The 24,331-nt window shown below is 66.2% G+C and carries 15 protein-coding genes; 13 read left to right on the top strand and 2 right to left on the bottom strand.

Translation table 11 applies throughout. From position 1 onward, the window contains the following. Positions 1-163: 163 nt before the first annotated feature. Positions 164-1,348 (bottom strand): acyltransferase family protein, encoded by a 1,185-nt coding sequence (locus A3CW_RS0125915; RefSeq protein WP_028206156.1) that lies wholly within the window; start codon positions 1,346-1,348, stop codon positions 164-166. Positions 1,349-1,547: 199 nt separating this feature from the next. Here A3CW_RS0125915 and A3CW_RS53405 point away from each other — a divergent pair, with 199 nt between their 5' ends. From A3CW_RS53405 to A3CW_RS47655, 4 genes are all read left to right on the top strand, one after another. Beyond that, a complete protein-coding gene (locus A3CW_RS53405) occupies positions 1,548-1,691 on the top strand; it encodes a hypothetical protein (protein WP_169739118.1) in 144 nt (47 codons plus the stop codon). Positions 1,692-1,956: 265 nt separating this feature from the next. Beyond that, the gene (galU, locus tag A3CW_RS0125905) at positions 1,957-2,847 is read left to right on the top strand and encodes a UTP--glucose-1-phosphate uridylyltransferase GalU (protein ID WP_028206155.1); all 891 of its coding nucleotides are present in this window, start codon (positions 1,957-1,959) and stop codon (positions 2,845-2,847) included. Between the two features lie 365 nt (positions 2,848-3,212). After that, positions 3,213-4,847, top strand: coding sequence for a S53 family peptidase (locus A3CW_RS0125900; protein ID WP_028206154.1), 1,635 nt, complete (start codon positions 3,213-3,215; stop codon positions 4,845-4,847). A gap of 136 nt (positions 4,848-4,983) precedes the next feature. Next, a complete protein-coding gene (locus tag A3CW_RS47655; RefSeq protein WP_051481716.1) occupies positions 4,984-6,657 on the top strand; it encodes a S10 family peptidase in 1,674 nt (557 codons plus the stop codon). A gap of 37 nt (positions 6,658-6,694) precedes the next feature. Here A3CW_RS47655 and A3CW_RS0125890 read toward each other — a convergent pair whose 3' ends face one another. Then, a complete protein-coding gene (locus A3CW_RS0125890) occupies positions 6,695-7,219 on the bottom strand; it encodes a nucleoside 2-deoxyribosyltransferase (RefSeq protein WP_028206153.1) in 525 nt (174 codons plus the stop codon). Between the two features lie 204 nt (positions 7,220-7,423). Here A3CW_RS0125890 and A3CW_RS0125885 point away from each other — a divergent pair, with 204 nt between their 5' ends. The 9 genes from A3CW_RS0125885 (at position 7,424) to recD (ending at position 24,284) form a co-directional block, all read left to right on the top strand. Further along, a complete protein-coding gene (locus A3CW_RS0125885; RefSeq protein ID WP_028206152.1) occupies positions 7,424-8,731 on the top strand; it encodes an MFS transporter in 1,308 nt (435 codons plus the stop codon). A 200-nt stretch (positions 8,732-8,931) separates the two neighbouring features. Further along, positions 8,932-9,840: a glutamate/aspartate ABC transporter substrate-binding protein gene (locus A3CW_RS0125880; RefSeq protein WP_035513953.1), complete on the top strand. Its 909-nt coding sequence runs from the start codon at positions 8,932-8,934 to the stop codon at positions 9,838-9,840. Between the two features lie 162 nt (positions 9,841-10,002). Continuing rightward, entirely contained in the window at positions 10,003-11,244 is a 1,242-nt protein-coding gene (locus A3CW_RS0125875) for an NAD(P)/FAD-dependent oxidoreductase (protein WP_028206150.1), read from the top strand. Positions 11,245-11,554: 310 nt separating this feature from the next. Beyond that, positions 11,555-12,436 (top strand): sn-glycerol-3-phosphate ABC transporter permease UgpA, encoded by an 882-nt coding sequence (gene ugpA, locus A3CW_RS0125870; RefSeq protein ID WP_028206149.1) that lies wholly within the window; start codon positions 11,555-11,557, stop codon positions 12,434-12,436. Next, a complete protein-coding gene (gene ugpE / locus A3CW_RS0125865) occupies positions 12,436-13,281 on the top strand; it encodes a sn-glycerol-3-phosphate ABC transporter permease UgpE (RefSeq protein ID WP_028206148.1) in 846 nt (281 codons plus the stop codon). The genes ugpA and ugpE overlap by 1 nt, the downstream gene beginning before the upstream one ends. A gap of 25 nt (positions 13,282-13,306) precedes the next feature. Further along, positions 13,307-14,383, top strand: a complete 1,077-nt coding sequence (locus A3CW_RS0125860) for a sn-glycerol-3-phosphate import ATP-binding protein UgpC (RefSeq protein WP_028206147.1) — start codon at positions 13,307-13,309, stop codon at positions 14,381-14,383. 252 nt (positions 14,384-14,635) lie between these two features. Continuing rightward, complete coding sequence (recC, locus tag A3CW_RS47650) at positions 14,636-18,229, top strand: exodeoxyribonuclease V subunit gamma (protein ID WP_245623742.1); 3,594 nt, start codon at positions 14,636-14,638, stop codon at positions 18,227-18,229. Next, entirely contained in the window at positions 18,226-22,062 is a 3,837-nt protein-coding gene (gene recB, locus A3CW_RS0125845; protein ID WP_028206146.1) for an exodeoxyribonuclease V subunit beta, read from the top strand. Before recC ends, recB begins: the two co-directional genes overlap by 4 nt. Further along, positions 22,059-24,284, top strand: coding sequence for an exodeoxyribonuclease V subunit alpha (gene recD / locus A3CW_RS0125840; protein WP_081771810.1), 2,226 nt, complete (start codon positions 22,059-22,061; stop codon positions 24,282-24,284). Before recB ends, recD begins: the two co-directional genes overlap by 4 nt. The last annotated feature ends 47 nt before the right edge of the window (positions 24,285-24,331 follow it).

Below are 24,331 nucleotides of genomic sequence, written 5' to 3'. Positions count from 1 at the left end.
ACGGCGAGATGTGAACTGTGGCAGGCGCTAGCGGTTTGAGCGGCTTTCTTTTGCCTACTTTTCTTTGCCGCTGGCAAAGAAAAGTAGGTGCCGCCCCGCACAGGGGCAACACCTGCATACCGACGCGAAAACAAGAAAAGGCCAAAGCAGCCAAAAGCGAAGCTCAAGCAACAACCCGCTTCCTAAGCCAACCAGCAGCATTAAGCGCAGGCTTCTCGAATAGCCGATAGAACACCCAGGCAACGGGAATCACGCCGAGCGTGAACCCAAACGAAGGCCAGATCGAAGTCTGCAGCTCGGAGCGAAACAGTAGCGACCCGAGCAGCACGAAGAGCGGCAAATGAATGAGATAGAGCGAGTAGCTGAAATCGCCGATCCTGGAGAACAGCGCCTGCAGCAAGCCGGGAGAAGCAGGCGCAGGCCGCGCAAGAGCCTTGACGAGATAGCAGGCAAACGCACAAGCCCAGAGCTGGAACGCCCCAAACTGCCCGAAGTGAAACGCCACACAACCGGCCACGGCGAAAAGCCCCGCAGCAGGGTAAGCAAACCGAAACCCCGACGACCCGCGCAAACGCACTTCGGCGATCCATGCGCCGAGCATCCACGAGAACCAGTACGACGTGAAAACGATGATGTCATGCCGCTCCAGCGTCAACGCGGAAACGACATTGATGAGGGCCACGGCGGCAAGCACGCCATTCAGGCCGAAACGGCGCCGCGCAGCGAAGAGCAGCGGGTACAGCAGATAGAACTGCACTTCAAGCGAAAGGGTCCAGAGCGCGCCGTTCGAGCCATACGTCTTGCCGGCCACGCCCTGCAGCGAGAACAGGTTCACGAAGAAATCGCGCGCCCCGATCTCGTTGATTTTGTGGCTCACAGGTAGCAGCGAAAGGCTGACCGAATCCAATGCCAGCGTGAGCAGCAACGCGGCGAGCAGAACCGGATAGATGCGCACGAAGCGGCGCAGCCAGAACTGCCGCGCGTCGAGCCGGAAATCGGGGTTCGAAAAGAGCCGCGCAGCGCCGCTGCGGTGAATGCAATAGCCGCTGATGACGAAAAAAATCGGCACGCCCGCCGATCCCCACGCGATGGGGAACGTCAGCCACGCGGCAAGGGTGCCGGGGCTCGCGAGGCTGGCATGCAGCTGGTGAAACGCGCCCATGCCGATCCAGGTGACCTGGCGGCAATGGAAATAGGCCACCAGCAGGGCCGCAAAGCCACGCAGGGCTTCGATCAGATGCTCGCCGGCAAGCTCGCGGGCCGCGGCCACGGGCCGCGCTGCAGTGGCAGCGGCGGCAGGCAGGGCGGATGCAGGCGGCATGGCGGTTTGGAGTACGGGATCGCTCATCGGTGTCAGCCGGTCCTTGGGGAGAGTACCCGGCGATCTTAGGGGCGCGCGCGCGAGGGAAGTAAGCAAAATATTTTCAAAATGTATTCGCGCGGAAATCAGAAATGGAGAAATAAATGGATTGAAAAACAAAGCGGTTTATTTATCGAATTTGGAATGCTAGTTTGAGTGTGATCGACTATGGTCGCTGGAGAATCCGATGAACCTGCACTTGCTGGCCGGCGTGGCCGTGCTGTTGATACTCGTGGGGGTGTCCGCGTATCGCGAGGCGTTGCGCAATGAGCCTATCCGGCGCGCACGCACGCGCTCCGCCGCCTTGCCGCCCGCCGACGAAGCGGAGTAGACTGCGCCCGAACAAGGCGCGTCATTGACACAGGATGGAGCAGGAAATTCATGCCGATCTGTCTGGAATTATTCGGTATGAATGGCAATAATTTCCGGTGTTATGCTGGAAGCGCGCAATCCGAATTTATTGGCCTTTTTTTATTCCATAAAAGGCGCTAAACAATTTTATTCAATACAAGAATCTGCCACGGCAGAACCTCGGGGAAGTCGGCTTGCCTCGCAGCGAGACCGAGACTCAAACGAACGATCTGGGAATGGACATCATGCTGAAAGTAACCAAAGCGGTATTTCCTGTTGCAGGCCTTGGGACGCGCTTCTTGCCCGCCACCAAGGCGAGCCCCAAGGAAATGCTGCCGATCGTCGACAAGCCGCTCATTCAGTACGCGGTGGAAGAGGCGATCGCTGCGGGGATTACCGAAATGATCTTCGTGACCGGCCGCAGCAAGCGCGCGATCGAAGACCATTTCGACAAGTCGTACGAGATCGAATGCGAACTCGAAGCCCGCAACAAGCAAAAGCTGCTCGACGTCGTTCGCAGCATCAAGCCAGCCAATGTGGACTGCTTCTACGTGCGCCAGGCCGAGGCGCTCGGTCTGGGCCACGCCGTGCTGTGCGCGGAAAAGCTCGTCGGCGGCGCGCCGTTCGCCGTGATTCTCGCGGACGACCTGCTCTACAGCCCCACGCCGGTCATGAAGCAGCTCGTGAACACGTTCAATCACTATCACAGCTCGGTGGTGGGCGTCGAATCGATCGCGCGTGAAGACAGCGCGTCGTACGGCATCGTCGACGGCCGCGAGTGGGAAGAGGATGTGTTCAAGCTGTCGGGCATCGTCGAAAAGCCGGCGCCGGAAGTCGCGCCGTCGAATCTCGGCGTGGTGGGCCGCTATGTGCTGATGCCCACGATCTTCGAACATCTGCGCGCGCTGAAGCCGGGCGCAGGCGGCGAACTTCAGCTCACCGATGCCCTGCAGTCGCTGCTCACCGATGAACAGGTGCTCGCGTACCGCTACATGGGCACGCGTTTCGACTGCGGCAGCAAGCTCGGTTACCTCAAAGCGACGGTGGAGTTCGCGCTGCGCCATCCGGAGGTCAAGGAGGAGTTCGAAGCGTATCTGCAAGCGCATCTGCCGGCGGCGCTGGCCGCTGCGGCATAAAAACTCCATAGCGGCACAACCACGCTACGGGGTACTTCAAGCGCGCGGGCTCAGGGCCCGCGCGCGTTTCGCCCATCTCGCATCACCTCCCCAACATTCTCCGCGAACTGGCCTTCCCGCGTCGCCGTGACAACTTTGCAATCGTCTCCGGTGTATAACGGTTCTGACGGGCATGCCGAATGCGCACAGCGCGTCGTTTGCGTTCGTGCTGCGTGGCGGGCCGCTCGTGCGGCGGGCATGCGGCGTGAATATCCCAACGATTTTGTACGGCATTCCGGGCCGGTTTGGCGCGCGGAACTCCCGTAATTCAACGCGTGTCCGAAGGCCAGAATCCAGGCACGCGCTTCATGAAGGAGAAACCGGCCATGACCAGGCACCTTCCCGTGGCAGGCAGTGAACATCCCGCACCCGCCGGCGCGCAGTGTGTCGGCGCTTGCGACCCGGCGGAGCGCTTCCGGATCGTGCTGATCCTGCGGCGTCAGGCGTCGGCGGAATTTCACGAGCTGGTGGACCGGCTCGCCGCGAACGATCCCGCCGCGCAGCCGGTGTCCCGCGAGGAATACGAGCGGCGCTTTGGCGCGAGCGCCGCCGACATCGAGCGTGTCGAGCAGTTCGCGAGCGCGCATGGGCTCGCCGTCGATCAGGCCGATGCCTCGGCGCGCCGCGTCGTGCTCTCGGGCACGGTGCAGCAGTACAACGCCGCCTTCGGCATCGACCTGCAGCACTTCGAGCATCAGGTCGGCAAAACCACCCATCACTTTCACCAGCCGAGCGGCCCCCTGCATTTGCCGGAAGACATGCACGAGGTCGTCACCGCCGTGGTGGGGCTCGACAATCGCGCGAAGGCGCAGCCGCACTTTCGCATCGTGCCGACGAATCTAACCAATGCGCCGGCAGCGGCAGACGCACCCGGTGCCCCCATCCGCCCGCCAATCCGCGCCGCGCGCGCGGTGACCAGATCGTTCACGCCTTTGCAGCTCGCGGAGCTTTACAGCTTTCCCGCGGGCGACGGCAGCGGCCAGTGCATTGCCGTCATCGAAATGGGCGGCGGCTACGACACGGCGGACCTCAGCGCGTATTTCAACGAGTTGGGCGTGAGCGCGCCGCGCGTGGAGGACGTCTCCGTCGATCAGGCGACGAACGCGCCGACCGGCGACCCCAACGGCCCCGACGCCGAAGTCACGCTCGACGTGGAGATCGCCGGCGCGCTGGCGCCCGGGGCGCTGATCGCCGTGTATTTCGCGCCGAACAGCGAAGCGGGTTTCGTCGATGCAGTGAGCGCCGCGCTGCACGACAGCCAGCGTAAGCCTTCAGTCATCTCGATCAGCTGGGGCGCGCCGGAGTCGGCGTGGTCGCAGCAAACGCTCGGCGCGCTGAACGACGCGCTGCAAACGGCCGTCGCGCTCGGCGTGACCGTGTGCGCGGCTTCGGGCGACAGCGGCTCGTCGGACGGCGTGAGCGACGGCGCCGATCATGTCGACTTTCCCGCCTCGAGCCCTTACGCGCTCGGCTGCGGCGGCACGCACATCGCGGCGTCGAACGGACGCATCTCGCAGGAAACCGTCTGGAGCGAAGGCGAAAACGGCGCGACCGGCGGTGGCGTGAGCGCGACGTTCGCGCTGCCGGACTGGCAAAAAGGCCTGCGCGTGGTGCGTGGCAGCGGCGGGGCGGGCGCGCTGGTGCGGCGCGGCGTGCCCGACGTCGCCGCCGACGCGGATCCCGCCACGGGCTACGAAGTGCGGGTGGCGGGCGCGGATACGGTGGTGGGCGGCACGAGCGCCGTCGCGCCGCTGTGGGCGGCGCTGATCGCGCGCATCAACGCGGCGCGCAGCACGCCCGTGGGCTTCGCGAACGCGAAGCTCTACGCGCAGCCCGGCGCCTTCAACGACGTGACGAGTGGCAGCAATGGCGACTTCTCGGCGGCGCCGGGCTGGGACGCCTGCACGGGCCTCGGCACGCCGGTGGGCACCAAGGTGGCAACCGCGCTCGGCTCGGCGTAGGATGAGCGCGGCGTACCACTGCGACGCGAGTTGAGCGCGAGAGTCAAGCGGCGGGCGCGATGCGGGTTGTATCCGAGGTTGCATTCGAAGTTGCATTCACTGTCTCAAACGCAAACACACAGAAAGTGGAGACGACATGAACGACGAAGCGCAGTCCACCAAGGGCAACGGCGGCGCTCAAGGGGCCAGCCCCGCGAGCGGCAACGGCAAGCATCGCTCCCAGGCCGATCAGCCGTGCTTCGATCCCACGGCTTACGGCAACGGTCCCGACGACTTCGTCACCGACATGACCGAGAACGCCGCGATCACGCATCACGCCATCCAGATCGGCAAGGAAGTGATTGCCTATACGGCAACGGCGGGTCACCTCGTGACGGTCGATCCGAGCAGCTCGCAGCCCAACGCCAAGATCTTCTACGTGGCGTTCACGAAGGACGGCGTGCAGGCGCAGGACCGTCCCGTCACGTTCTTCTACAACGGCGGCCCGGGCTCTTCTTCCGTGTTCGTGCTGCTCGGCTCTTATGCGCCCAAGCGCATCAAGACCTCGATGCCGGGCTTTACGCCGCCCGCGCCCTATACGCTCGAAGACAATCCGGACAGCCTGCTCGACAAGAGCGACCTCATCTTCATCAATCCGGTGGGCACGGGCTATTCGGCCGCGATCGCGCCGCATCACAATCGCGACTTCTGGGGTGTGGATCAGGACGCGGATTCGCTCAAGCAGTTCATCAAGCGCTACCTGACGGCGAACGATCGCTGGAATTCGCCGAAGTTTCTCTATGGCGAGTCGTATGGCACGGCGCGTAGTTGCGTGCTGGCCTACCGGCTGCACGAGGACGGCGTGGATCTGAACGGCATCACGCTGCAGTCGTCGATTCTCGACTACACGCAAAGCGGCAATCCGGTGGGCGCGCTGCCCACGGCGGCGGCCGACGCGTGGTATCACAAGCGCCTCGGCGTGACGCCCGCGCCGAAGGACTTGCAGGCGTTCGCCGCGCAGGTCGCGCAATTCGCACGCACCGATTATCTGCAGGCGCTCTCGAAGTTTCCCGATCCGAACGACAAGAGCATTCCGGCCACGCTCAAGACCTTGTCGCAATACACGGGCATCGACACGCAAACGCTGGAGTCGTGGAATCTCGACATCGCCTCGTACGACAGCCGCGGCAATTCGCTTTTTCTCACGTCGCTCCTGAAGGACAAGGGCGTGGCGCTCGGCTCGTACGACGGCCGCGTGACCGCCATCGACACGGGCATTGCCGGCAACATCGACCCCAACTCGGGCGGCAACGATCCCACCATGACGGCGGTGAGCGGCGTCTATACGGCGATGTGGAACAGCTACCTGAACGAGCAGCTCAAGTTCCGCACGAACTCGTCGTTCACGGACCTGAACGACCAGGCGTTCAGGAACTGGAACTTCGGCCATATCGATCCGACGGGCGCGCAAAAGGGCGTGGACGCGCAGGGCAACATCGTGCTCTACACGGCCGGCGATCTCGCGGCGGTGATGGCGCTGAATCCGGATTTGCGCGTGCTCTCGGCGAACGGCTACTACGACTTCGTCACGCCGTTCTACCAGACCGTGATCGACCTGCAGAAGATGCCGCTGCTCGACCAGAAGGTGCGCGACAACCTGAGCGCACGCTTCTATCCCTCGGGTCACATGGTGTATCTCGACGCCGGTTCACGCACGGCGCTCAAGGCCGATCTCGCGAAGCTCTATCAGGTCGCCGTGACGGACCGCCCTGCGGTGGCGCGTATTCGCGCACTCCAGCGCATGAGCACGATGAGCACCATGCATCACTGATGCTTTCGCAGGCGTCGGCGCACGCGTTTGCATGCGGTTATGGCGTGCGCCCCTGTGCCATGGCTTCGAGACACGCGCGCGCGTCGCCCTGCACGAGACGCGCCGCGCACGCGATCATCAGGTTCCTGGCCAGGCCGAAATCTTCCACCAGATAGCCGCGTTCGCACACGCGCCCCTGCGCGTCGGGCACGGAAGGCACGCGTTCGATGAGCGTGCCTTGGTCGGATGAGTAGGCCCAGATTTCCTTGCCGAGTGCAGCCGCATAGCCGATCTCGAAGGCGGTGCCGGAGTCGGGCTCGCCGGGGCCGCGAAAGTCGTTGACGTTTGCCATCACGATATCGGCGGCGCGGATCGATTCGACGTTCGCGCGATAGATCCACGCGGCCTGGCGAGGGCCGTCGAGGTCCGCGGGCGCTTGCGCGTCGAGCGGATAGACGCCCTCGAAGCCGAATTCCGCACACGCGGCGACGAGGCGTGCGCCGTGCTCGCGCGCGTCGCGCCGGAAGACGTCGAAGCCGGCGAGATACACGCGCGGGCGGCGGGGCAGCGGGGTCGAATTCATGGCGCGCGGTCCTCCAGTGCAAGGGGTCGTCGAGACCCGGTTCGACGATTCTAGCGCCTGGTCCCGGGCCAGCGAGGTTTCTTGCGTCTTCCTGTTGCTTACAAACGATTGACAACAATTGTTGTCCCTCGCTACGATCATGCACTTTGCATCGTGCCGTGCGCCGTTGCGCGGCACTGGCTTTGCACCATCATGTTGGAGACCATGAATACGATCGCCGGTGGCCAGTCGAAGGCCTCATTACAAAATCTCGAGACGCGCGCCTATTCCAAGGCGACATTGCGTCTGTTGCCGTTTCTTTTCCTCTGCTATGTGGCCGCGTATCTCGACCGCGTCAACGTAGGCTTCGCCAAGCTCCAGATGCTCAGCGACCTGCAGTTCAGCGAAACCGTCTACGGTCTCGGCGCGGGCATTTTCTTCATCGGCTACTTTTTCTTCGAAGTCCCAAGCAATATCCTCATGCACCGCGTAGGCGCGCGCGTGTGGATCGCGCGCATCATGATTACGTGGGCCGTGCTTTCGGCGGCCACGCTGCTCGTGAAGACGCCCACACAGTTCTATTTCGTGCGCTTCCTGCTGGGCGTGGCCGAGGCCGGCTTCTTCCCCGGTATCGTGCTCTATCTCACCTACTGGTTCCCGGCCGCGCGTCGCGGCCGCATGAATGCGCTCTTCATGATCGGCATTCCGATCGCGGGCGTGCTGGGCGGCCCGCTTTCGGGCTGGATCCTCTCGGCCTTCACCGGCACGAACGGGTGGACGGGCTGGCAGTGGCTCTTCGTGATCGAAGCGCTGCCTTCGCTCGTGCTGGGCGTGATTACGGTCTTCTATCTGCCCAACGGCATTCGCGCGGCGAACTGGCTCTCGGACGACGAGAAGGCCGTGCTCGAACGCAATATCGCGCAGGACCAGGCCGGCAAGGGCCACGCATCGATCGGCTCGGTGTTCGCCAATGGCCGCGTGTGGCTCATGGCCGTGATTTACTTCTGCTGCATGATGGGCCTGTACGGCATCAGCTTCTATCTGCCCACGCTCATCAAGGCGAGCGGCGTGAAGAGCGCGCTCGACGTGGGCCTGCTCACCGCCATTCCGTACGCGTGCGCCGTGTTCAGCATGCTGTTCGTCGCGAAGAGCGCCGACCGCACGGGCGAGCGCCGCTGGCACTTCGCCATCGCTTCGCTGGCATCGGCAATCGGGCTGTATTTCAGCACCGTGTTCGGCCACAACGTGCCGCTCGCCATGCTCGCGCTCTCGGTGGGCGCGGCCGGCATGCTCGCCACGATGCCCGTGTTCTGGACCTGGCCGAGCGCGATTCTCGCGGGCGGGTCGGCTGCCGCCGCCATCGGCATGATCAACTCGATCGGGAACCTCGCGGGCTTCGTGAGCCCGTCGATCATCGGCTGGATGAAGGACGTGACGCACAGCACGAACGCGGGCATGTACTGCGTTTCGGCGGCCATGGTGCTGGGCGCGGTGCTGGCGCTGCTGCAGCCGAGGAAGCTCGTCAACGGCTGATCGCGTGCGCCGCGACGATTGCGCAGCATGAGCGATGAAAGCAGCGGCCATGTCCGCTGCTTTTTTCATGATCGGTTTAACATCTCGGGACACCCTGGTATTTCCCGCATGTTGCGCGACGATCGATTGTGGCGACAAATGTATGCTTCGACCGCGCAAAATAACGGCGAGAGACGAAGCGTGACGACGAGGAACGACCCATGAACCGACTGAAGCTATTGTCGCTGGCTTGCTGGGCCATCGCGCCATGGCTCTCGCTGCTGCAGCCGGCGGCCGCCCAGGTCGCGCAGCCTACGCTCGAGAAGATCCGCTCGGCGAACATCATCGCCATTGGTTATCGCGAGACTTCGGTGCCGTTCTCTTACGTGATCGGCGACAACCAGGTGATCGGCTTTTCGCAGGACATCTGCGACAAGGTGATCGACGCCGTCAAGCTCAGGACGAAGCGCCCGAACCTGCAGGTGCGTTTCATTCCCGTCACTTCGCAAAACCGTATTCCACTCGTGCAGAACGGCACGGTGGACCTGGAGTGCGGCGTCACGACGAACCTGAAGGCGCGCCAGGCCCAGGTGAGCTTCTCCAATACGTTCTTCGTCGCGACCACGCGCCTGCTCACGCGCAAGGACTCGGGCATTCACGACTTCGCCGATCTCGCGGGCAAGACGGTGCTCACGAACCAGGGCACGACGTCCGAGCGCATCTTGCGGCGCATGAACATCGACAAGCAGATGAACATGCGCATCATCAGCGCGCGCGATTATGGCGAGGGACGCGCCACGCTCGAATCGGGACGCGCAGTCGCCTACATGATGGACGACGTGCTGCTCGCCGGCACGCGCTCGCTCACGGCGAAGCCCTCCGAATGGGTGATCGTGGGCACGCCGCAATCGTCGGAAGCCTACGCCTTCATGATGCGAAACGGCGACCCGGAGTTCCGGCAACTCGTGAACGACACGATGGCGGCGCTCATGAAGAGCGGCGAAATCAATGCGATGTACGCGAAGTGGTTCGAGAAGCCGGTGCCGCCCAAGGGCGTGAATTTCGAGTTTCCGATGAGCGAACAACTGCGCGCGCTCTATGCTGCGCCGAACGACCGCGCCTTCGATTAGCGCGGCGTGCCCGTGCGAACCGTGAGATGATCTCGATCCTGGCGCGGCGGAAGGCGCGGGCGGGTCATTGGCGCGAGCGTTGAGGCGCGCGTATGAGTCGTGGCCGCCGATGCGCGCGACGAATCAATTAACGTGTAGCAAGCGGGAAAGGCGGGAGCGGACATGCAAGAAGACGGCAGCACGGTGGTGATCGTTGGGGCAGGGCACGCGGGCGGCAACGCCGCGGCGCTGCTGCGGCAATATGGGTTTGGCGGCCGCGTCGTGCTGGTCGGTGAAGAACCGGTGCCCCCTTATCACCGGCCGCCGCTCAGCAAGGCCTATTTGAAGGGCGAGGCCGACGTCGAGCGCCTGTGGCTCAAACCGCGCGCGTTCTACGACGAGCAGCGCATCGAGCTGAAGCTCGGCGCGAGCGCGCAGTCGCTCGACCGCGCGAGCCGCACGCTCACGCTCGCCGACGGCAGCCAGCTTCAATACGACAAGCTGATTTTCGCCACCGGCTCGACGCCGCGCGCGTTGACGGTGCCGGGCCACGATCTCGCCGGCGTGATCGCGCTGCGCTCGCTCGCCGACGCCGACGTGCTGCGCGAGCGCGTGAAGCCGGGCGAGAAGCTCGTGGTGATCGGCGCCGGTTATATCGGCCTCGAAGCGGCAGCGGCGGCGCGCCAGCTCGGCCACGAGGTCACGGTGCTCGAAGCCGCGCCGCGCGTGCTGGGCCGCGTGACGGGCGAGACCGTTTCCACCTTCTACGCGAACGAGCATCGCGCGCAGGGTGTGGAACTGCGCCTGAACGCGAAGATCGAGGCGCTCGTGGGCGAGGGCGGCAAGCTCACCGGCGTGAAGCTCGCGGACGGCGAGATCGTACCCGCCACGCTCGCGCTGGTCGGCATCGGCATCCTGCCGAACGAGGCGCTCGCGAAAGCGGCGGGCATCACGTGCGCCAACGGCATTCAGGTGGACGACGACGCGCGCACGAGCGACCCGGACGTCTTCGCGATCGGCGATTGCGCGCACCGGCCGCTTGCGCACTATGGCCGCGCGGGGCGGCTGGAAAGCGTGCACAACGCGGTGGAGCAGGCGAAGCTCGCGGCCGCCGCGATCGTCGGCAAGCCGCGCCCCGCGTGCGACGCGCCGTGGTTCTGGTCCGATCAGTACGACCTCAAGCTGCAGACGGTGGGCCTGCTCGAAGGCTATGACGAGGCGATCGTGCGCGGCGACCCTGCCGCGCGGCGCTTCGCGGTGTACTACCTGAAGGAGCGCGTGCTGCTCGCGGTCGACGCCGTCAATTCGATGCCCGATTTCCTGTGCGGCAAGAAGCTCGTGGGCAAGGGCGTGAAGCTCGACCTTGATGCGCTGCGCGATCCCGCCACCGACATGGGCAAATTCGCCGCCGCGGCGCTCGCCTGAGCGGCCAGTCGAACGATGAAGTCAGGGGGCGGTGACGTCCCCGCTATGTTCGCGATCGGGATACGCTGCGCGCCGGATCAACACGCCCCGCAGCCCGATCGCCCGATGCCTCCCTCCGTCAACCCCGCCCCCGGCACCCCAGCGCGGCCTCCAGTCCCGCGCTTTGGTCCGCGCTTTGATCCGCATCGTCACGCGTCTCGGCTAGAATGCGAACGCGGCGCCGCCCATGAGGCGGCTCAATTCGATCAACAAGCCGCGTCAACCGGTGTTCGCGCCCGTCCGAACGCCGCCACTCGAGGAGAGTGACGCAATGGAACAACGCTCCCGTTTTGGGGCGAGCCTGCTGCCGTACCTGCTCGTCGGCCCGCAGCTTGCGGTGACCGTGATCTTTTTCCTGTGGCCGGCCGGGGTGGCGCTCCTGCAGTCCACCCAGGCGCAGGACGCCTTCGGCACGTCGTCGGTCTTCGTCGGCTTCGCCAACTTCACGCGGCTCCTGCGCGATCCGCTCTATCTGGCTTCGGTCCAGACGACGCTCGTGTTTACGGCGCTCGTCACGTTCGGCGGCCTCGCCATTTCGCTGCTGCTGGCAGCCATGGCGCACCATGTGACGCGCGGCAAGCGCTTTTATCAAACGTTTCTCATCTGGCCGTATGCGGTCGCGCCCGTCATTGCCGCCGTGTTGTGGGGTTTTCTGTTCAACCCGAGTATCGGCCTCGTGACTTTCGCGCTTGCACGCTTCGGCGTGACGTGGAATCACGCGCTCAACCCCGGCCAGGCCATGACGCTCGTTGTGATCGCATCGGTCTGGCAGCAGATCAGCTATAACTTCCTGTTCTTCTACGCGGGCCTGCAGTCGATTCCCCAATCGCTTTTCGAGGCGGCCGCCATCGACGGCGCGGGCCCGGTGCGGCGCTTCTTCGGCATTGCGTTCCCGCTGCTTTCGCCCACGAGCTTCTTTCTGCTCGTGGTGAACGTGGTCTACGCGCTCTTCGACACCTTCCCCGTGATCGATGCGGCTACGGGCGGCGGGCCTGGCCAGGCCACGCGCACGCTCGTCTACAAGATCTTCGACGAAGGCTTTCGCGGGCTCGACATCGGCAGCTCGGGCGCGCAATCGGTCGTGCTGATGCTGATCGTGACCGCGCTTACGATCTTCCAGTTCCGCTTTATCGAACGACGGGTGCAGTACTGATGGTCGAGAACCGCAAATACTTCAACCTGTTCTGCCACATCATGCTGCTGCTCGGTGTGGCGGTGGTGGCCTTTCCTGTGTACGTGGCGTTTTGCGCCGCCACGATGAACGAGAAAGAAGTCTTCTCGGTGCCGCTCTCGCTCGTGCCGGGCACCCATCTGTTCGCGAACATGGCCACCGTGTGGAACGTGGGCACGGGCAGCGCGGCGAGCCCGTTCGGCGCGATGCTCATGAACAGCGTCATCACGGCGCTCGTGATTTCGGTGGGCAAGATCGCTATTTCGATCATCTCGGCCTACGCGATCGTGTTCTTCCGCTTCCCGTTCCGGCGTCTCGCGTTCTGGCTGATCTTCGTGACGCTCATGCTGCCCGTGGAAGTGCGCATTTTCCCCACGGTGCAAGTCGCGGCCACACTGCATCTCACGAACACCTACGCGGGCCTCACGCTGCCGCTCATCGCCTCGGCCACGGCCACGTTTCTGTTCCGCCAGTTCTTCCTCACGCTTCCCAACGAGCTGATCGAGGCCGCGCGTATCGACGGCGCGGGGCCGCTGCGGTTCTTCTGGGACGTGGTGCTGCCGCTTTCCAAAACGAACATCGCGTCGCTGTTCGTCATCACGTTCATTTACGGCTGGAACCAGTATCTGTGGCCGATTCTCATGTCGAGCACGGCTTCGATGACGACCGCCGTGGTGGGCATCAAGAGCATGATTTCGAGCGGCGACGCGGCCACGCAATGGCATCTCGTGATGTGCGCGACGATGATCGCCATGCTGCCGCCGCTCGTGGTGGTGCTGGCCATGCAGCGCTGGTTCGTGCGCGGCCTCGTGGATGTGGAGAAATAAGCATGAATGCAATTCGGGGGACGGCATGGCGGCATTGAGCATACGGGGCGTCACGAAGTCGTACGACGGCGCGCAACAGGTGTTGCACGGCATCGACGTGCAGGTGGCGGACGGCGAATTCATGGTGCTCGTCGGCCCGTCGGGCTGCGGCAAGTCCACGCTGCTGCGCATGGTCGCGGGGCTGGAGACCGTTACGTCGGGCGAAATCGCCATCGGCGAGAAAGTGGTCAATCGCGTGGAGCCCAAGGATCGCGACATCGCCATGGTGTTCCAGAACTACGCGCTTTATCCGCACATGACGGTCGCGCGCAACATGGGTTATAGCCTCAAGCTGCAGGGGCTCGACCGCACGACGATCGACTCGCGCGTGGCGGCCGCCGCCGAAATCCTGGAACTGGGCAAGCTGCTGGAGCGCAAGCCGCGCGAGCTTTCGGGCGGCCAGCGCCAGCGCGTGGCGATGGGCCGCGCGATCGTGCGCGAGCCTTCGGTGTTCCTGTTCGACGAGCCGCTCTCGAACCTCGACGCGAAGCTGCGCGTGCAGATGCGCCTGGAAATCCAGCGTCTGCATGCGCGCCTGCGTACGACGAGCCTCTACGTCACGCACGACCAGATCGAGGCGATGACGCTCGCGCAGCGCGTGATGGTGCTCAACGGCGGGCGCGCGGAGCAGATCGGCACGCCCAGCGAGGTGTACGACCGGCCCGCTTCGATGTTCGTGGCGAGCTTCATCGGCTCGCCGGCCATGAACCTGCTGCGCGGGCGCGTGAGCGACGACGGCCGGCGCTTCGAAATGGCGGGCAACGGGCCGCATCTGCCGCTTGGCGATGCGCCGGCCTGGCTGCCGAAGGGCGCCGATTGCGTGCTGGGCGTGCGGCCCGAGCATATGCACGCGCGCGGCGCCAACGAGCCCGTCACGCTCGAGGTCGAGACCTGTGAGCTGCTCGGCGCGGACAACCTCGCGCACGGCCGCTGGGGCAGCGCGGATGTGGTGGTGCGTCTGCCGCACGAAACGCGGCCCGCGCCCGGCGAGCGGCTGGCGGTGCACTTGCCGCCGGCGCGCCTGCATTTCTTCGATCCGGCGACGGGCAAGCGTTTGGGCTAGGCCGTGCCTGCCGGTGCCAACACCGCGGCCTGCGCGCGAATGCGGCGCTCGCCGCGGTCCCGATTGTCGTAAACTGTCGCATCGCGCAGGCGCAATGCCGCCTGCGCCATTCGTATCGGCAAGTACCGGCGCGTACCGCACGTACCGGCACCAAACACGAACAGGCGACATGGCCGCAATCCTTTTTCTCCGCTTCCTCGCCCCATCTGCCCAATCCGCGCGCAACGCGTGTCAGGCGCGCCGGAGCCTCGCTTGAGCGCGCGCGACCTGCCCACCGGGCTGATGCTCGTTCACGGCAATCAGCCCGAGCGGATGCGCGACCTGATCGTGAGCTGGATCGGCCAGAACCCGATCGCGCCGCTCGAAAAGGAAATGTTCCTCGTGCAGAGCAACGGCATCGCGCAGTGGCTCAAGCTCGCGTTTGCCGCCGATCCCGAGGAGGGCGGCTGCGGGATCGCGGCGGCGTTCGAAATGTCGCTGCCGTCGCGTTTCCTGTGGCAGGTGTATCGCGCCGTGCTCGGCAACGACGCGGTGCCCGCGGTCTCGCCGTTCGACAAGTCGCGCCTCGTCTGGCGTCTCATGCGTATGCTGCCGGCACTGCTCGACGAGCCGGGCTATCAGCCGCTCAAGCGCTTCATGGCCAACGACGAGGACCAGCGCAAGTGCTTCCAGCTCGCGCAGCGCGTGGCGGATCTGCTCGACCAGTACCAGGTCTATCGCGCGGACTGGCTCGCCGCGTGGGCCGCGAACGAGGACGTGCTGATCGATGCGCGCAACGCGCGCGTGCCGTTGCCCGAGGAGGCGCGCTGGCAGGCGGCGCTGTGGCGAGCGCTGCTCGCGGACGTGGGCGCGCAGGCGCAAGACGGCATCGGCTTGCGCGACACGGGGCGCGCCGCCGTGCACGAAGCGTTCATGGCGCGCGCGCAGTCATGGCAGGAGGGCGACGCCCGGCCGAAAGGCCTGCCGCGCCGGCTCGTGGTGTTCGGCATTTCGAGCCTCGCGCGCCAGTCGGTGGAAGTCCTCGCGGCGCTCGCGCGCTGGAGCCAGGTGCTGATGTGCGTGCATAACCCCTGCATGCATTACTGGGCCGACATCGTGGCCGACCAGGACCTGCTGCGCGCACGCCACGCGCGCCAGCGCCGCCGCGCGGGCGCGCCCGACCAGCTCGACGAGGCGCAGCTGCATCTGCATTCCCAGCCGTTGCTCGCGGCCTGGGGCAAGCAGGGGCGCGACTTTATCGGCCTGCTCGACGAATACGATAGCGACGAAGCGCGCGAGACGTACACGCCGCATTTCACGCGCATCGGCCAGCGTATCGATCTGTTCGACGGCGAAGACGCGCTCACGCTGCTCTCGCAGTTGCAGGACGACATTCGCGATCTGCGGCCGCTCGGCGAGACGCGCGAGCACTGGGAACCAGTCAATGCGCAGGAGGACGAATCGATTCGCTTTCACATCGCGCATAGTGCGCAGCGCGAAGTGGAGATCCTGCACGACCGCCTGCTCGCCGCGTTCGCGGCGGACCCCACATTGCGTGCGCGCGACGTGATCGTGATGGTGCCCGACATCGAGGTCTACGCGCCGCATATCCAGGCCGTGTTCGGCCTGCTCGACGGCAACGATCCGCGCAGCATTCCGTTCAGCGTGGCCGACCGCGCGCAGCGCGCGTTCGACCCGCTCATCGGCGCGCTGGAAATGCTGCTTGCGCTGCCGTACTCGCGCGTGACGGTGAGCGACGTGCTCGACCTGCTCGAAGTGCCGGCCGTGCGTGCGCGCTTTGGCATCGACGCCGAAGACGTTCCCACGCTGCGCAACTGGATCGACGGCGCGAATATCCGTTGGGGCCTGCATGCGGGCCAGCGCGCGAGCCTCGGGCTCCCCCAGGCCGACGAACTGAGCGCACCCAACAGCTGGGCGTTCGGTTTGCGGCGCATGCTGCTGGGCTACGCCGCGGGCGAGCGTGCGGGCGCATGGCGCGGCATCGAGCCGTACAGCGAGATCGGCGGGCTCGACGCCGCGTTGCTGGGCCCGCTCACGCGCCTCGTGGATGCGCTCGACCACGCGTGGCGCACGCTGCGCGAACCGGCCACGGTGGAAGCGTGGTGCGAGCGTCTGCGCGCGTTGAAGGCGGCCTTTTTCGCGGCGCAGGACGAAGACGCCTACACGCTCGACCGCCTCGACGGCGCGCTCGAAACGTGGCGCGAGGCCTGCGATGAAGCCGCGCTCGCGCAGACCTTGCCGCTCGCCATCGTCGCGGAGAACTGGCTCGCGGCGCTCGAAGGCGGCGGCCTCTCGCAGCGCTTCTTCGCGGGCGCGGTGACCTTCGCGACGCTCATGCCGATGCGGGCGATTCCGTTCCGGCGCGTGTGCCTGCTCGGCATGAACGACGGCGACTACCCGCGCAGCCGCACGCCGCTCGACTTCGACCTCATGCGCCGCGACTATCGTCCCGGCGACCGCTCGCGCCGCGAAGACGACCGCTATCTGTTCCTTGAAGCGCTGCTCTCGGCGCGCGACCATCTGCATGTTTCGTGGATCGGGCGCAGCGTGACCGACAACACGCCGCGCCCGCCCTCCGTGCTGGTCGGACAGTTGCGCGATCATCTCAAGGCCGGCTGGCGGCTCGAAGGCAACGAAGGCAACGAAGACAACGATGGCGAAGCGCTGCTCGACGCGTTGACGATCGAGCATCGACTGCAGCCGTTCAGCCCGGACTATTTTCCGCCGCGGCCGGAAGAGGCGACGCTCTACACGTATGCGCACGAGTGGGGCAAACCCGCACAGGTGCGGCCTGCGGTTGAAGCGAACGCGGAAGTCCTCGCGCCGACTGAACGCGACGAGCCGCTGTCGATTCGCGAACTCGGCGAATTCCTGCGCGAGCCGGTTCGCAGCTTCTTCCGGCAGCGTTTGCGCGTGGCCTTCGAAAGCGAAGACGCGGCGAGCGAAAATCACGAGCCCTTCGAGGTGGACGCGTTGCAGGCGTGGCAACTCCAGGGCGAACTGATCCGCGCGCAGGTCATGGCGATGGAGCGCGGCGAAGACGATCTCGAACCGGCCGCGCTTGCGCGCCTCGAGCGCATGCATCGCAGCGGCGACCTCGCGACCGGCGGCTTTGGCGAGGTGATCGGCGAAGAACTGCTCGCGCCCATGCCCGAGCTGTTCGCCGAATATCGCAAGGCGCTCGCGCGCTGGCCCGAGCCGCTCGAGCGTCAATACGAAATCCGTCTCGATGCGACGCTGGAAGGCCGCATCGTTGCGCTCGACGACTGGCTCGACGATTTACGTGCGGGTCCGGACGGCGCACTCGGCCGCGTGATTCTGGAGCCGGGCACGCTCGTGAAGGACAGCCGCTATCGGAGCGACCGTCTCGTGCCGTATTGGGTCGCGCACGTGGCCGCACAGATTGCGGCCGGGCCGGTGACCACGGTGATCGTGAGCAAGGTGGGCGTGGCGGAGTTCGCGCCGCTCGACGCGCAGGTTGCGCGCGACTATCTGCTCGCGCTGCTGGCCGCATGGGACAACGGTGCGCGCCGGCCCTTGCCGCTCGCGGTGAGGACCGCGTTCGCATGGCTGCGCAAGTTGCCCGATCCATTCGACGGCACGCGCGCGATGGTGCCTGCCGAAGCGTGGGAAGCCGCACGCGCGGTCTACGAGGGCAATGGCCGCACGCCCGGCGAGCGCGAGACGAATGCGTATTTGCGCCGCGCTTTCCCCGCTTTCGACGCGCTCGTCGCCGACGACGATTTCATCACGCTCGCCACGACGCTGCTGCTGCCGGTAAGCCGCGCGCCGCTCGCGTCGTCGCGTACGAAGCGGGCCTCGAGCGACGCAGGAGGGACGGCATGAATCCGCTCGGGAATATGGACGCACAAGTCCTGGAGCCGCTGCGCTTTCCGCTTTACGGCAGCCGCCTGATCGAAGCGAGCGCGGGCACGGGCAAGACCTTCACGATTGCCATGCTGTACGTGCGCCTCGTGCTGGGGCACGGCGCGCTCAACGCAGCAAGCGACGAAGCCGATTTCGATGGCGAGGCGCGCACGGCGGGACGGGCGCTCACGCCGCCCGAAATTCTCGTCGTGACGTTTACCGATGCGGCCACGAAGGAACTGCGCGAGCGCATTCGCGCGCGCCTCATCGAAGCCGCCGAATGCTTCCGCGTCGAGCCTGAAGACGTGCCCGGACGCGAGCCGGGAGAAGACCTGTTGCACGACCTGCGTGAGGACTATTCGCCGGAGCAGTGGCCCGCGTGCGCACGCCGCCTGCAACTGGCGGCCGAATGGATGGACGAGGCCGCGGTCTCGACGATCCACGGCTGGTGCAACCGCATGCTGAGCGAGCACGCGTTCGACAGCGACAGCCTCTTTTCGCAGACGCTCGAAACCGACCAGACAGAATTGCGCGCGGAAGTCGTGCGCGACTACTGGCGCACCTTCATGGCGCCCCTCGACGCGGCGAGCGCCGCTGAAGTGAGGGCATGGTTCGCGAGTCCCGACGAATTGCACAGTGCGATACGCGGGCTGCTCGCGCACGCCGAGCTTTTGCCCGATGCATGCGACCCCGACGCGGCACTAGCAGACGCCCGCAAGCGCGCCCGCGACGAACTCGAAACGCTGAAGGCGCCGTGGCGCGTCTGGATCGACGAGGTCGAGGCGTTGCTCAACGCGGCGCGCGCGGCGAAACAGTTCGACGCCAGAAAGCTCAATTCGAAGCACGGCGAAACATGGATCGGCAAGCTGCGCGACTGGGCCAACGATCCCGAATCCGCGCATCCGGGCTTCGACGACAAGGCGGCCGTGTGGACGCGCCTCACGCCCGCGGGCCTCGCCGAGATCTGGGTGAAGGGCGAGCCGCCCGGGCATGCGGCCTTCGTGGCGATGGAACGCATGCGCGAGTCGCTCGCTTCGCCGCCCGAGGCGAAACAGGACCTGCTGTGCCACGCGGCGCGCTGGGTGGCGAAGCGCTTCGAGGAAGAGGAGGCGCGCCGCTCGCAAATGGGCTTCGACGATCTGCTCACGCGGCTGCGCGCGGCGCTGCAGCGGGAGAACGGCCCGCGTCTCGCGGAAATCATCCGCAAGCAGTACCCGGTCGCGCTGATCGACGAGTTTCAGGACACCGACCCGGTTCAGTACCAGATCTTCGATGCGGTCTATCGTATCGCCGAACACGACACCGAAACGGCAATCATCCTGATCGGCGATCCGAAGCAGGCGATCTACGCGTTTCGTGGCGCAGACATTTACACCTATCTGCGCGCGCGCCGCGCCTGCGAAGGGCGGCTCTATACGCTCAAGAAGAATTTCCGCTCGACGCGCGCGATGGTCGAGGCGGTGAACCGTTGCTTCGAGGCGGCGGAGTCGCGGCCCGAGGGCAGCGGTGCGTTTTTGTTTCGCAGCCCTGATGGACGCGAAAACGCGTTGCCGTTCGTGGTTGCCGATGCGCATGGACGGCCCGAGAAGCTGGTTGCCGCCGGTGCGGCGCTGCCCGCGCTCAACGTCTGGTGGATGCCGCCTGCGGCGGATGGCAAGCCGCTCAGCAAGGGCGCGTATCTCGCGGGCATGGCCGGCAGCTGCGCGACCGAGATGGTGCGCCTGCTCAATCTCGGCCAGGAGCAAGCCGCGGGTTTCTCGGGCGAACGCGGCATGCGGCCGTTGCAGCCCGCCGACATGGCGGTGCTCGTCAACAACCGCAGCGAGGCGCAGGCGATACGCGAAGCGCTGGCCGCGCGCGGCGTGCGCAGCGTCTATCTCTCGGATCGCGACTCGGTGTACCAGACGCCGCAGGCCGAAGAACTGCGCTTCTGGCTCGCTGCCTGTGCCGAGCCCGACGACGGCCGCCTCGTGCGCACGGCGCTCGCGACGCCCACACTCGGGCTCGCATGGGCCGAACTCGACCGGCTCGGGCACGACGAGATCGCGTGGGAGTCGCGCGTGCTGCAGTTCCGCGAGTACCGCGAATGCTGGCGCAGGAAGGGCGTTCTGCCGATGTTGCGCCGCTTGTTCAACGACTTTCACATGCCGCAGCGCTTGCTTGGCGAGGCGGCTGGCGCAGGGCTCAATGGCGAGCGCGCGCTCACCAACCTGCTGCATCTCGCTGAACTGCTGCAACAGGCGAGCACGCAGCTCGACGGCGAGCACGCGCTGATCCGCTATCTCGACGAGCAGCGCGAAGACGAAAGCGCGGGCGGCGGGGGCGACGCGCGCCAGTTGCGTCTGGAAAGCGATGCGGGACTCGTGCAGGTGGTGACGATTCACAAATCGAAGGGCCTCGAATATCCGCTCGTGTTTTTGCCGTTCGCGTGCGCGCACCGCGCCGTCAAGCCCGACGACGTGCCGTTCAAGTGGCACGACGAAGAAGGCGAATTGCGCGTCACGCTCGAAGCCGACGCGCACGTGCTGCGCCAGGCCGATCGCGAGCGCCTCGGCGAAGATCTGCGCAAGCTCTACGTCGCACTGACGCGCGCGCGTTACGCGACCTGGGTCGGCTATGGACCGGTGCAGGGCGTCGAGGCGAGCGCGTTCGGTTATCTGCTGGGCGGCGGCGCGGCCATTTCTGCTGAGGAAACCGAAGCATTTCTCGAAACCTTGCGTGGCTCGTGCGCGGACATCGCCGTCGCGCCCGCTCCCGAAGCGCGCCGCGACGTGCTCGCGCTGCGCGACACCGGCGCCGCGCGCGGCGAGGCGCGCACGCTCGCGCATCGCGAGCGCGAACGCTGGTGGATCGCGAGCTATTCGAGCCTGAAGACGCTCGAAACGTCGATCGGCTCGGGCGTTCCTGTCGAAGCGGACGATGCGCGCGGCGCACCCGACACGCGCAGCGAGGACGTGTTCCTCGAACTGCTCGACGCGAGCGTGCCGCCCGAGGACGACGAGGCATACGCAAGCGTCGGCGAGGCACTCGTCGCACCGGCGCTTGCGCCGATGCACGGGTTCGAGCGCGGCGCGGATGCGGGCACCTTCCTGCACGAACTGATGGAATGGGCCGCCAACGAAGGCTTCGCCGAAATCGCGCAGGACGAAGCGCGCGTGCGCGACATGGTCGCGCGCCGCTGCAGCGTGCGCGGCTGGTCGCACTGGATCGAGACGCTCACGGCGTGGATGCTGGAACTCGTGCGCACGCCGCTGCGTCTGCCGGACATCGAAGGCGAGCGCGTGGCGCCCGTGGCGTTCGCAGCGTTCGAACCCGGCGCGTATATGGCCGAACTGGAGTTCTGGGTCACGGCGCATGCCGTCGATACGCTCGCAATCGACGCGCTCGTCACCGAATTCACGCTGGACGGCGAGGCGCGCCCCGCGCTCGACGCCGCCACGCTCAACGGCATGCTCAAGGGCTTCATGGATCTCGTGTTCGAACACGAAGGCCGCTATTACGTGGCCGACTACAAGTCGAACTGGCTCGGCCCCGACGATGCGTCCTACACGAGCGCGAAAATGCGCGCGCAGATCCTGCATTCGCGCTACGAACTGCAATACGTGCTCTATCTGTTCGCGCTGCACCGCCTGCTCAAGTCGCGCCTGCCCGATTACGACTACGACCGCCACGTGGGCGGTGCCGTGTATCTGTTCCTGCGCGGCGGCCGCGCGCCGGGGCAGGGGCTGCATTGCGAGCGGCCGCCGCGCGAGCTGATCGAACGACTCGACGCGCTCTTTGCGCGTCGCAACGCGCTGGAGGATGTGGCATGACGAGGCGCCGCACGAAAGGGCAGGACGGCCTCACCGGCGATCTGTTCGAGCATCTGGACATGCCGGACGCCGCGCCGGAACCGAGGCTGGGCGCCGCGCGCGAAACGGCCGCGCAGATGCTCGGCGTGCTCGACAATTGGGTCGAGCGCGGCTGGCTCCGTACGCTCGATGCCGCGTTCGCACGCTTCTTGTGGACGGAAGCGCCGCACAGTCCGCCGTTGCTGCTGCTGGCGGCCGCGCTTGCGAGCCATCAGCTTGGGCGCGGTCATGTGTGTCTCGACCTGAAGGCCACGCTGGAGGATCCGGCGTTCGCGCTGTCCCTGCCGCCCGACGGGCCGCAAATGCTGGCCGCGGTGCCGGCGCAGCCGCCTGCCGAAGTGCTCGCGGGCGTGACACTCGCGCAGTGGCGCGCAGCGCTCGCGGTGCCCGATCTCGTAAGCGAGGAGACGGCGATTGCCGATGTGGCACAAGGCAATGCGCCGCTCGTGCTTGCGGACACACGGCTCTATTTGCGGCGCTACTGGCAATACGAGCAGGACGTGCGGGAGGGCATCGAGCGCCGGCTCACACGCGCGGCACAGCTTGAAGCCGCGTTGCCGCTCGACGTCGCGCACGCGGCGCTCGACGCGCTGTTCGCGCCGCGTAACGGCGAGCCAGGAGCCGGTCAAGCTGCGCGCGCCGCCGACTGGCAGAAGCTCGCGTGCGCGCTCGCCGCGCGCAGCGCGTTCAGCATCGTCACGGGCGGGCCGGGCACGGGCAAGACGACGACGGTCGTGAGACTGTTGGCACTCCTGCAGACACTCGCGCTCGGTCGTGCGGGGCAGGGAACGCGTGCCGCGCGGCCCCTGCGCATCCGGCTTGCCGCGCCCACCGGCAAGGCCGCGGCGCGCTTGAACGAATCGATCGCGGGCGCGGTGGAGCGGCTGCCCTTCGATGCACTGCAGGCGCACGTCGATGCCGTGGCGCTGCGCAATGCGATTCCGACCGTCGTGACCACGCTGCATCGCGTGCTCGGCACGCGGCCCGGCAGCCGGCGCTTCAGGCACGACGCCGCGAATCCGCTGCCCGTGGACGTGCTCGTGATCGACGAAGCCTCGATGGTCGACCTCGAAATGATGGCCGCCGTGCTCGACGCGCTGCCGTCCTCCGCGCGTCTCATCCTGCTCGGCGACAAGGACCAGCTTGCCTCGGTCGAGGCCGGGGCGGTGCTGGGCGAATTGTGCGACCGCGCGCGCGAAGGGCACTACACGCAGGCGTCGCGGGCGTGGCTCGAAGCGGCCACGGGCGAGCGCATCGACGCGGCCATGCTCGACGCGCACGGCCTGCCGCTCGACCAGGCCATCGCGATGCTGCGCGAGAGCCATCGCTTCGCATCGGAGAGTGGCATCGGCGCACTGGCCGAACTCGTCAACATGGGCGATGCCGTGGGGGTCGCGAAGATCTGGTCGCGCGGTTACGAGGATCTCGCGCGCCTCGTGTGTCCCGCCGACGATGACGGCCCGTTGCGCTCGCTGATCGTCGATGGCCGCGTGGGCGAACACAGCGCCGCGCAATCGCAGCGCCTGGGCTACCGCCACTACCTCGAAACGATGCGCTCGACCCGGCCCGAGCCCGGCGCGACGCCCGAAGCACTGTCCGGCTGGGCCGCTGGCGTGCTCAAGGCGCATGGCGCGTTTCAATTGCTGTGCGCGCTGCGGCGCGGTCCGTGGGGCGTCGAAGGTTTGAACCGCCGCGTGGCGCGCCTGTTGCACGAAGAAGGGCTCATCGACCCGCACGGCGACTGGTACGCGGGCCGGCCCGTGCTCGTCATGCACAACGACTACGAGCTTGGGCTCATGAACGGCGATATCGGCATCGCGCTCGACCTGCCCGTTGCAGCGGGCGAGCCGCCCGTGCTGCGCGTGGCCTTCCCGGCCGGCGACGGCTCGGGCGGCGTGAAGTGGGTGTCGCCGAGCCGGCTGCAGGGCGTGGAGACGGTGTTCGCGCTCACCGTCCACAAATCGCAGGGCTCGGAGTTCACCCACGCGGCGCTCGTGCTGCCCGATACGTACAGCCCCATTCTTACGCGAGAACTCGTCTACACCGGCATTACGCGTGCGCGTTCGTTTCTCACGCTCGCGATGCCCGAGGGGCGTTCCGTGCTCGATCGCGCGGTGCTCGCCAAGGTGCAGCGCGCAAGCGGCCTCATGGCCGGACTCGCGCGCGACGCTCAGGCTGCGTGAGCGGCCGGCGAATAAGCCGAGGGCCGCTTATAGCGGCCCTCGACTTG

It is taken from the genome of Paraburkholderia nodosa DSM 21604, assembly GCF_000519185.1.
GTDB classification, from domain to species: domain Bacteria; phylum Pseudomonadota; class Gammaproteobacteria; order Burkholderiales; family Burkholderiaceae; genus Paraburkholderia; species Paraburkholderia nodosa.
Note: the sequence above shows the minus strand (reverse complement) of the source record. Positions and strands in the feature narration are given on the sequence as shown.

Bases quoted from the DNA above. Each gene is read 5' to 3' on its own strand.
- A3CW_RS0125915 (WP_028206156.1), bottom strand. From the start codon at position 1,348: ATGAGCGATCCCGTACTCCAAACCGCCATGCCGCCTGCATCCGCCCTG.
- A3CW_RS53405 (WP_169739118.1), top strand. From the start codon at position 1,548: ATGAACCTGCACTTGCTGGCCGGCGTGGCCGTGCTGTTGATACTCGTG.
- galU (WP_028206155.1), top strand. From the start codon at position 1,957: ATGCTGAAAGTAACCAAAGCGGTATTTCCTGTTGCAGGCCTTGGGACG.
- A3CW_RS0125900 (WP_028206154.1), top strand. From the start codon at position 3,213: ATGACCAGGCACCTTCCCGTGGCAGGCAGTGAACATCCCGCACCCGCC.
- A3CW_RS47655 (WP_051481716.1), top strand. From the start codon at position 4,984: ATGAACGACGAAGCGCAGTCCACCAAGGGCAACGGCGGCGCTCAAGGG.
- A3CW_RS0125890 (WP_028206153.1), bottom strand. From the start codon at position 7,219: ATGAATTCGACCCCGCTGCCCCGCCGCCCGCGCGTGTATCTCGCCGGC.
- A3CW_RS0125885 (WP_028206152.1), top strand. From the start codon at position 7,424: ATGAATACGATCGCCGGTGGCCAGTCGAAGGCCTCATTACAAAATCTC.
- A3CW_RS0125880 (WP_035513953.1), top strand. From the start codon at position 8,932: ATGAACCGACTGAAGCTATTGTCGCTGGCTTGCTGGGCCATCGCGCCA.
- A3CW_RS0125875 (WP_028206150.1), top strand. From the start codon at position 10,003: ATGCAAGAAGACGGCAGCACGGTGGTGATCGTTGGGGCAGGGCACGCG.
- ugpA (WP_028206149.1), top strand. From the start codon at position 11,555: ATGGAACAACGCTCCCGTTTTGGGGCGAGCCTGCTGCCGTACCTGCTC.
- ugpE (WP_028206148.1), top strand. From the start codon at position 12,436: ATGGTCGAGAACCGCAAATACTTCAACCTGTTCTGCCACATCATGCTG.
- A3CW_RS0125860 (WP_028206147.1), top strand. From the start codon at position 13,307: ATGGCGGCATTGAGCATACGGGGCGTCACGAAGTCGTACGACGGCGCG.
- recB (WP_028206146.1), top strand. From the start codon at position 18,226: ATGAATCCGCTCGGGAATATGGACGCACAAGTCCTGGAGCCGCTGCGC.
- recD (WP_081771810.1), top strand. From the start codon at position 22,059: ATGACGAGGCGCCGCACGAAAGGGCAGGACGGCCTCACCGGCGATCTG.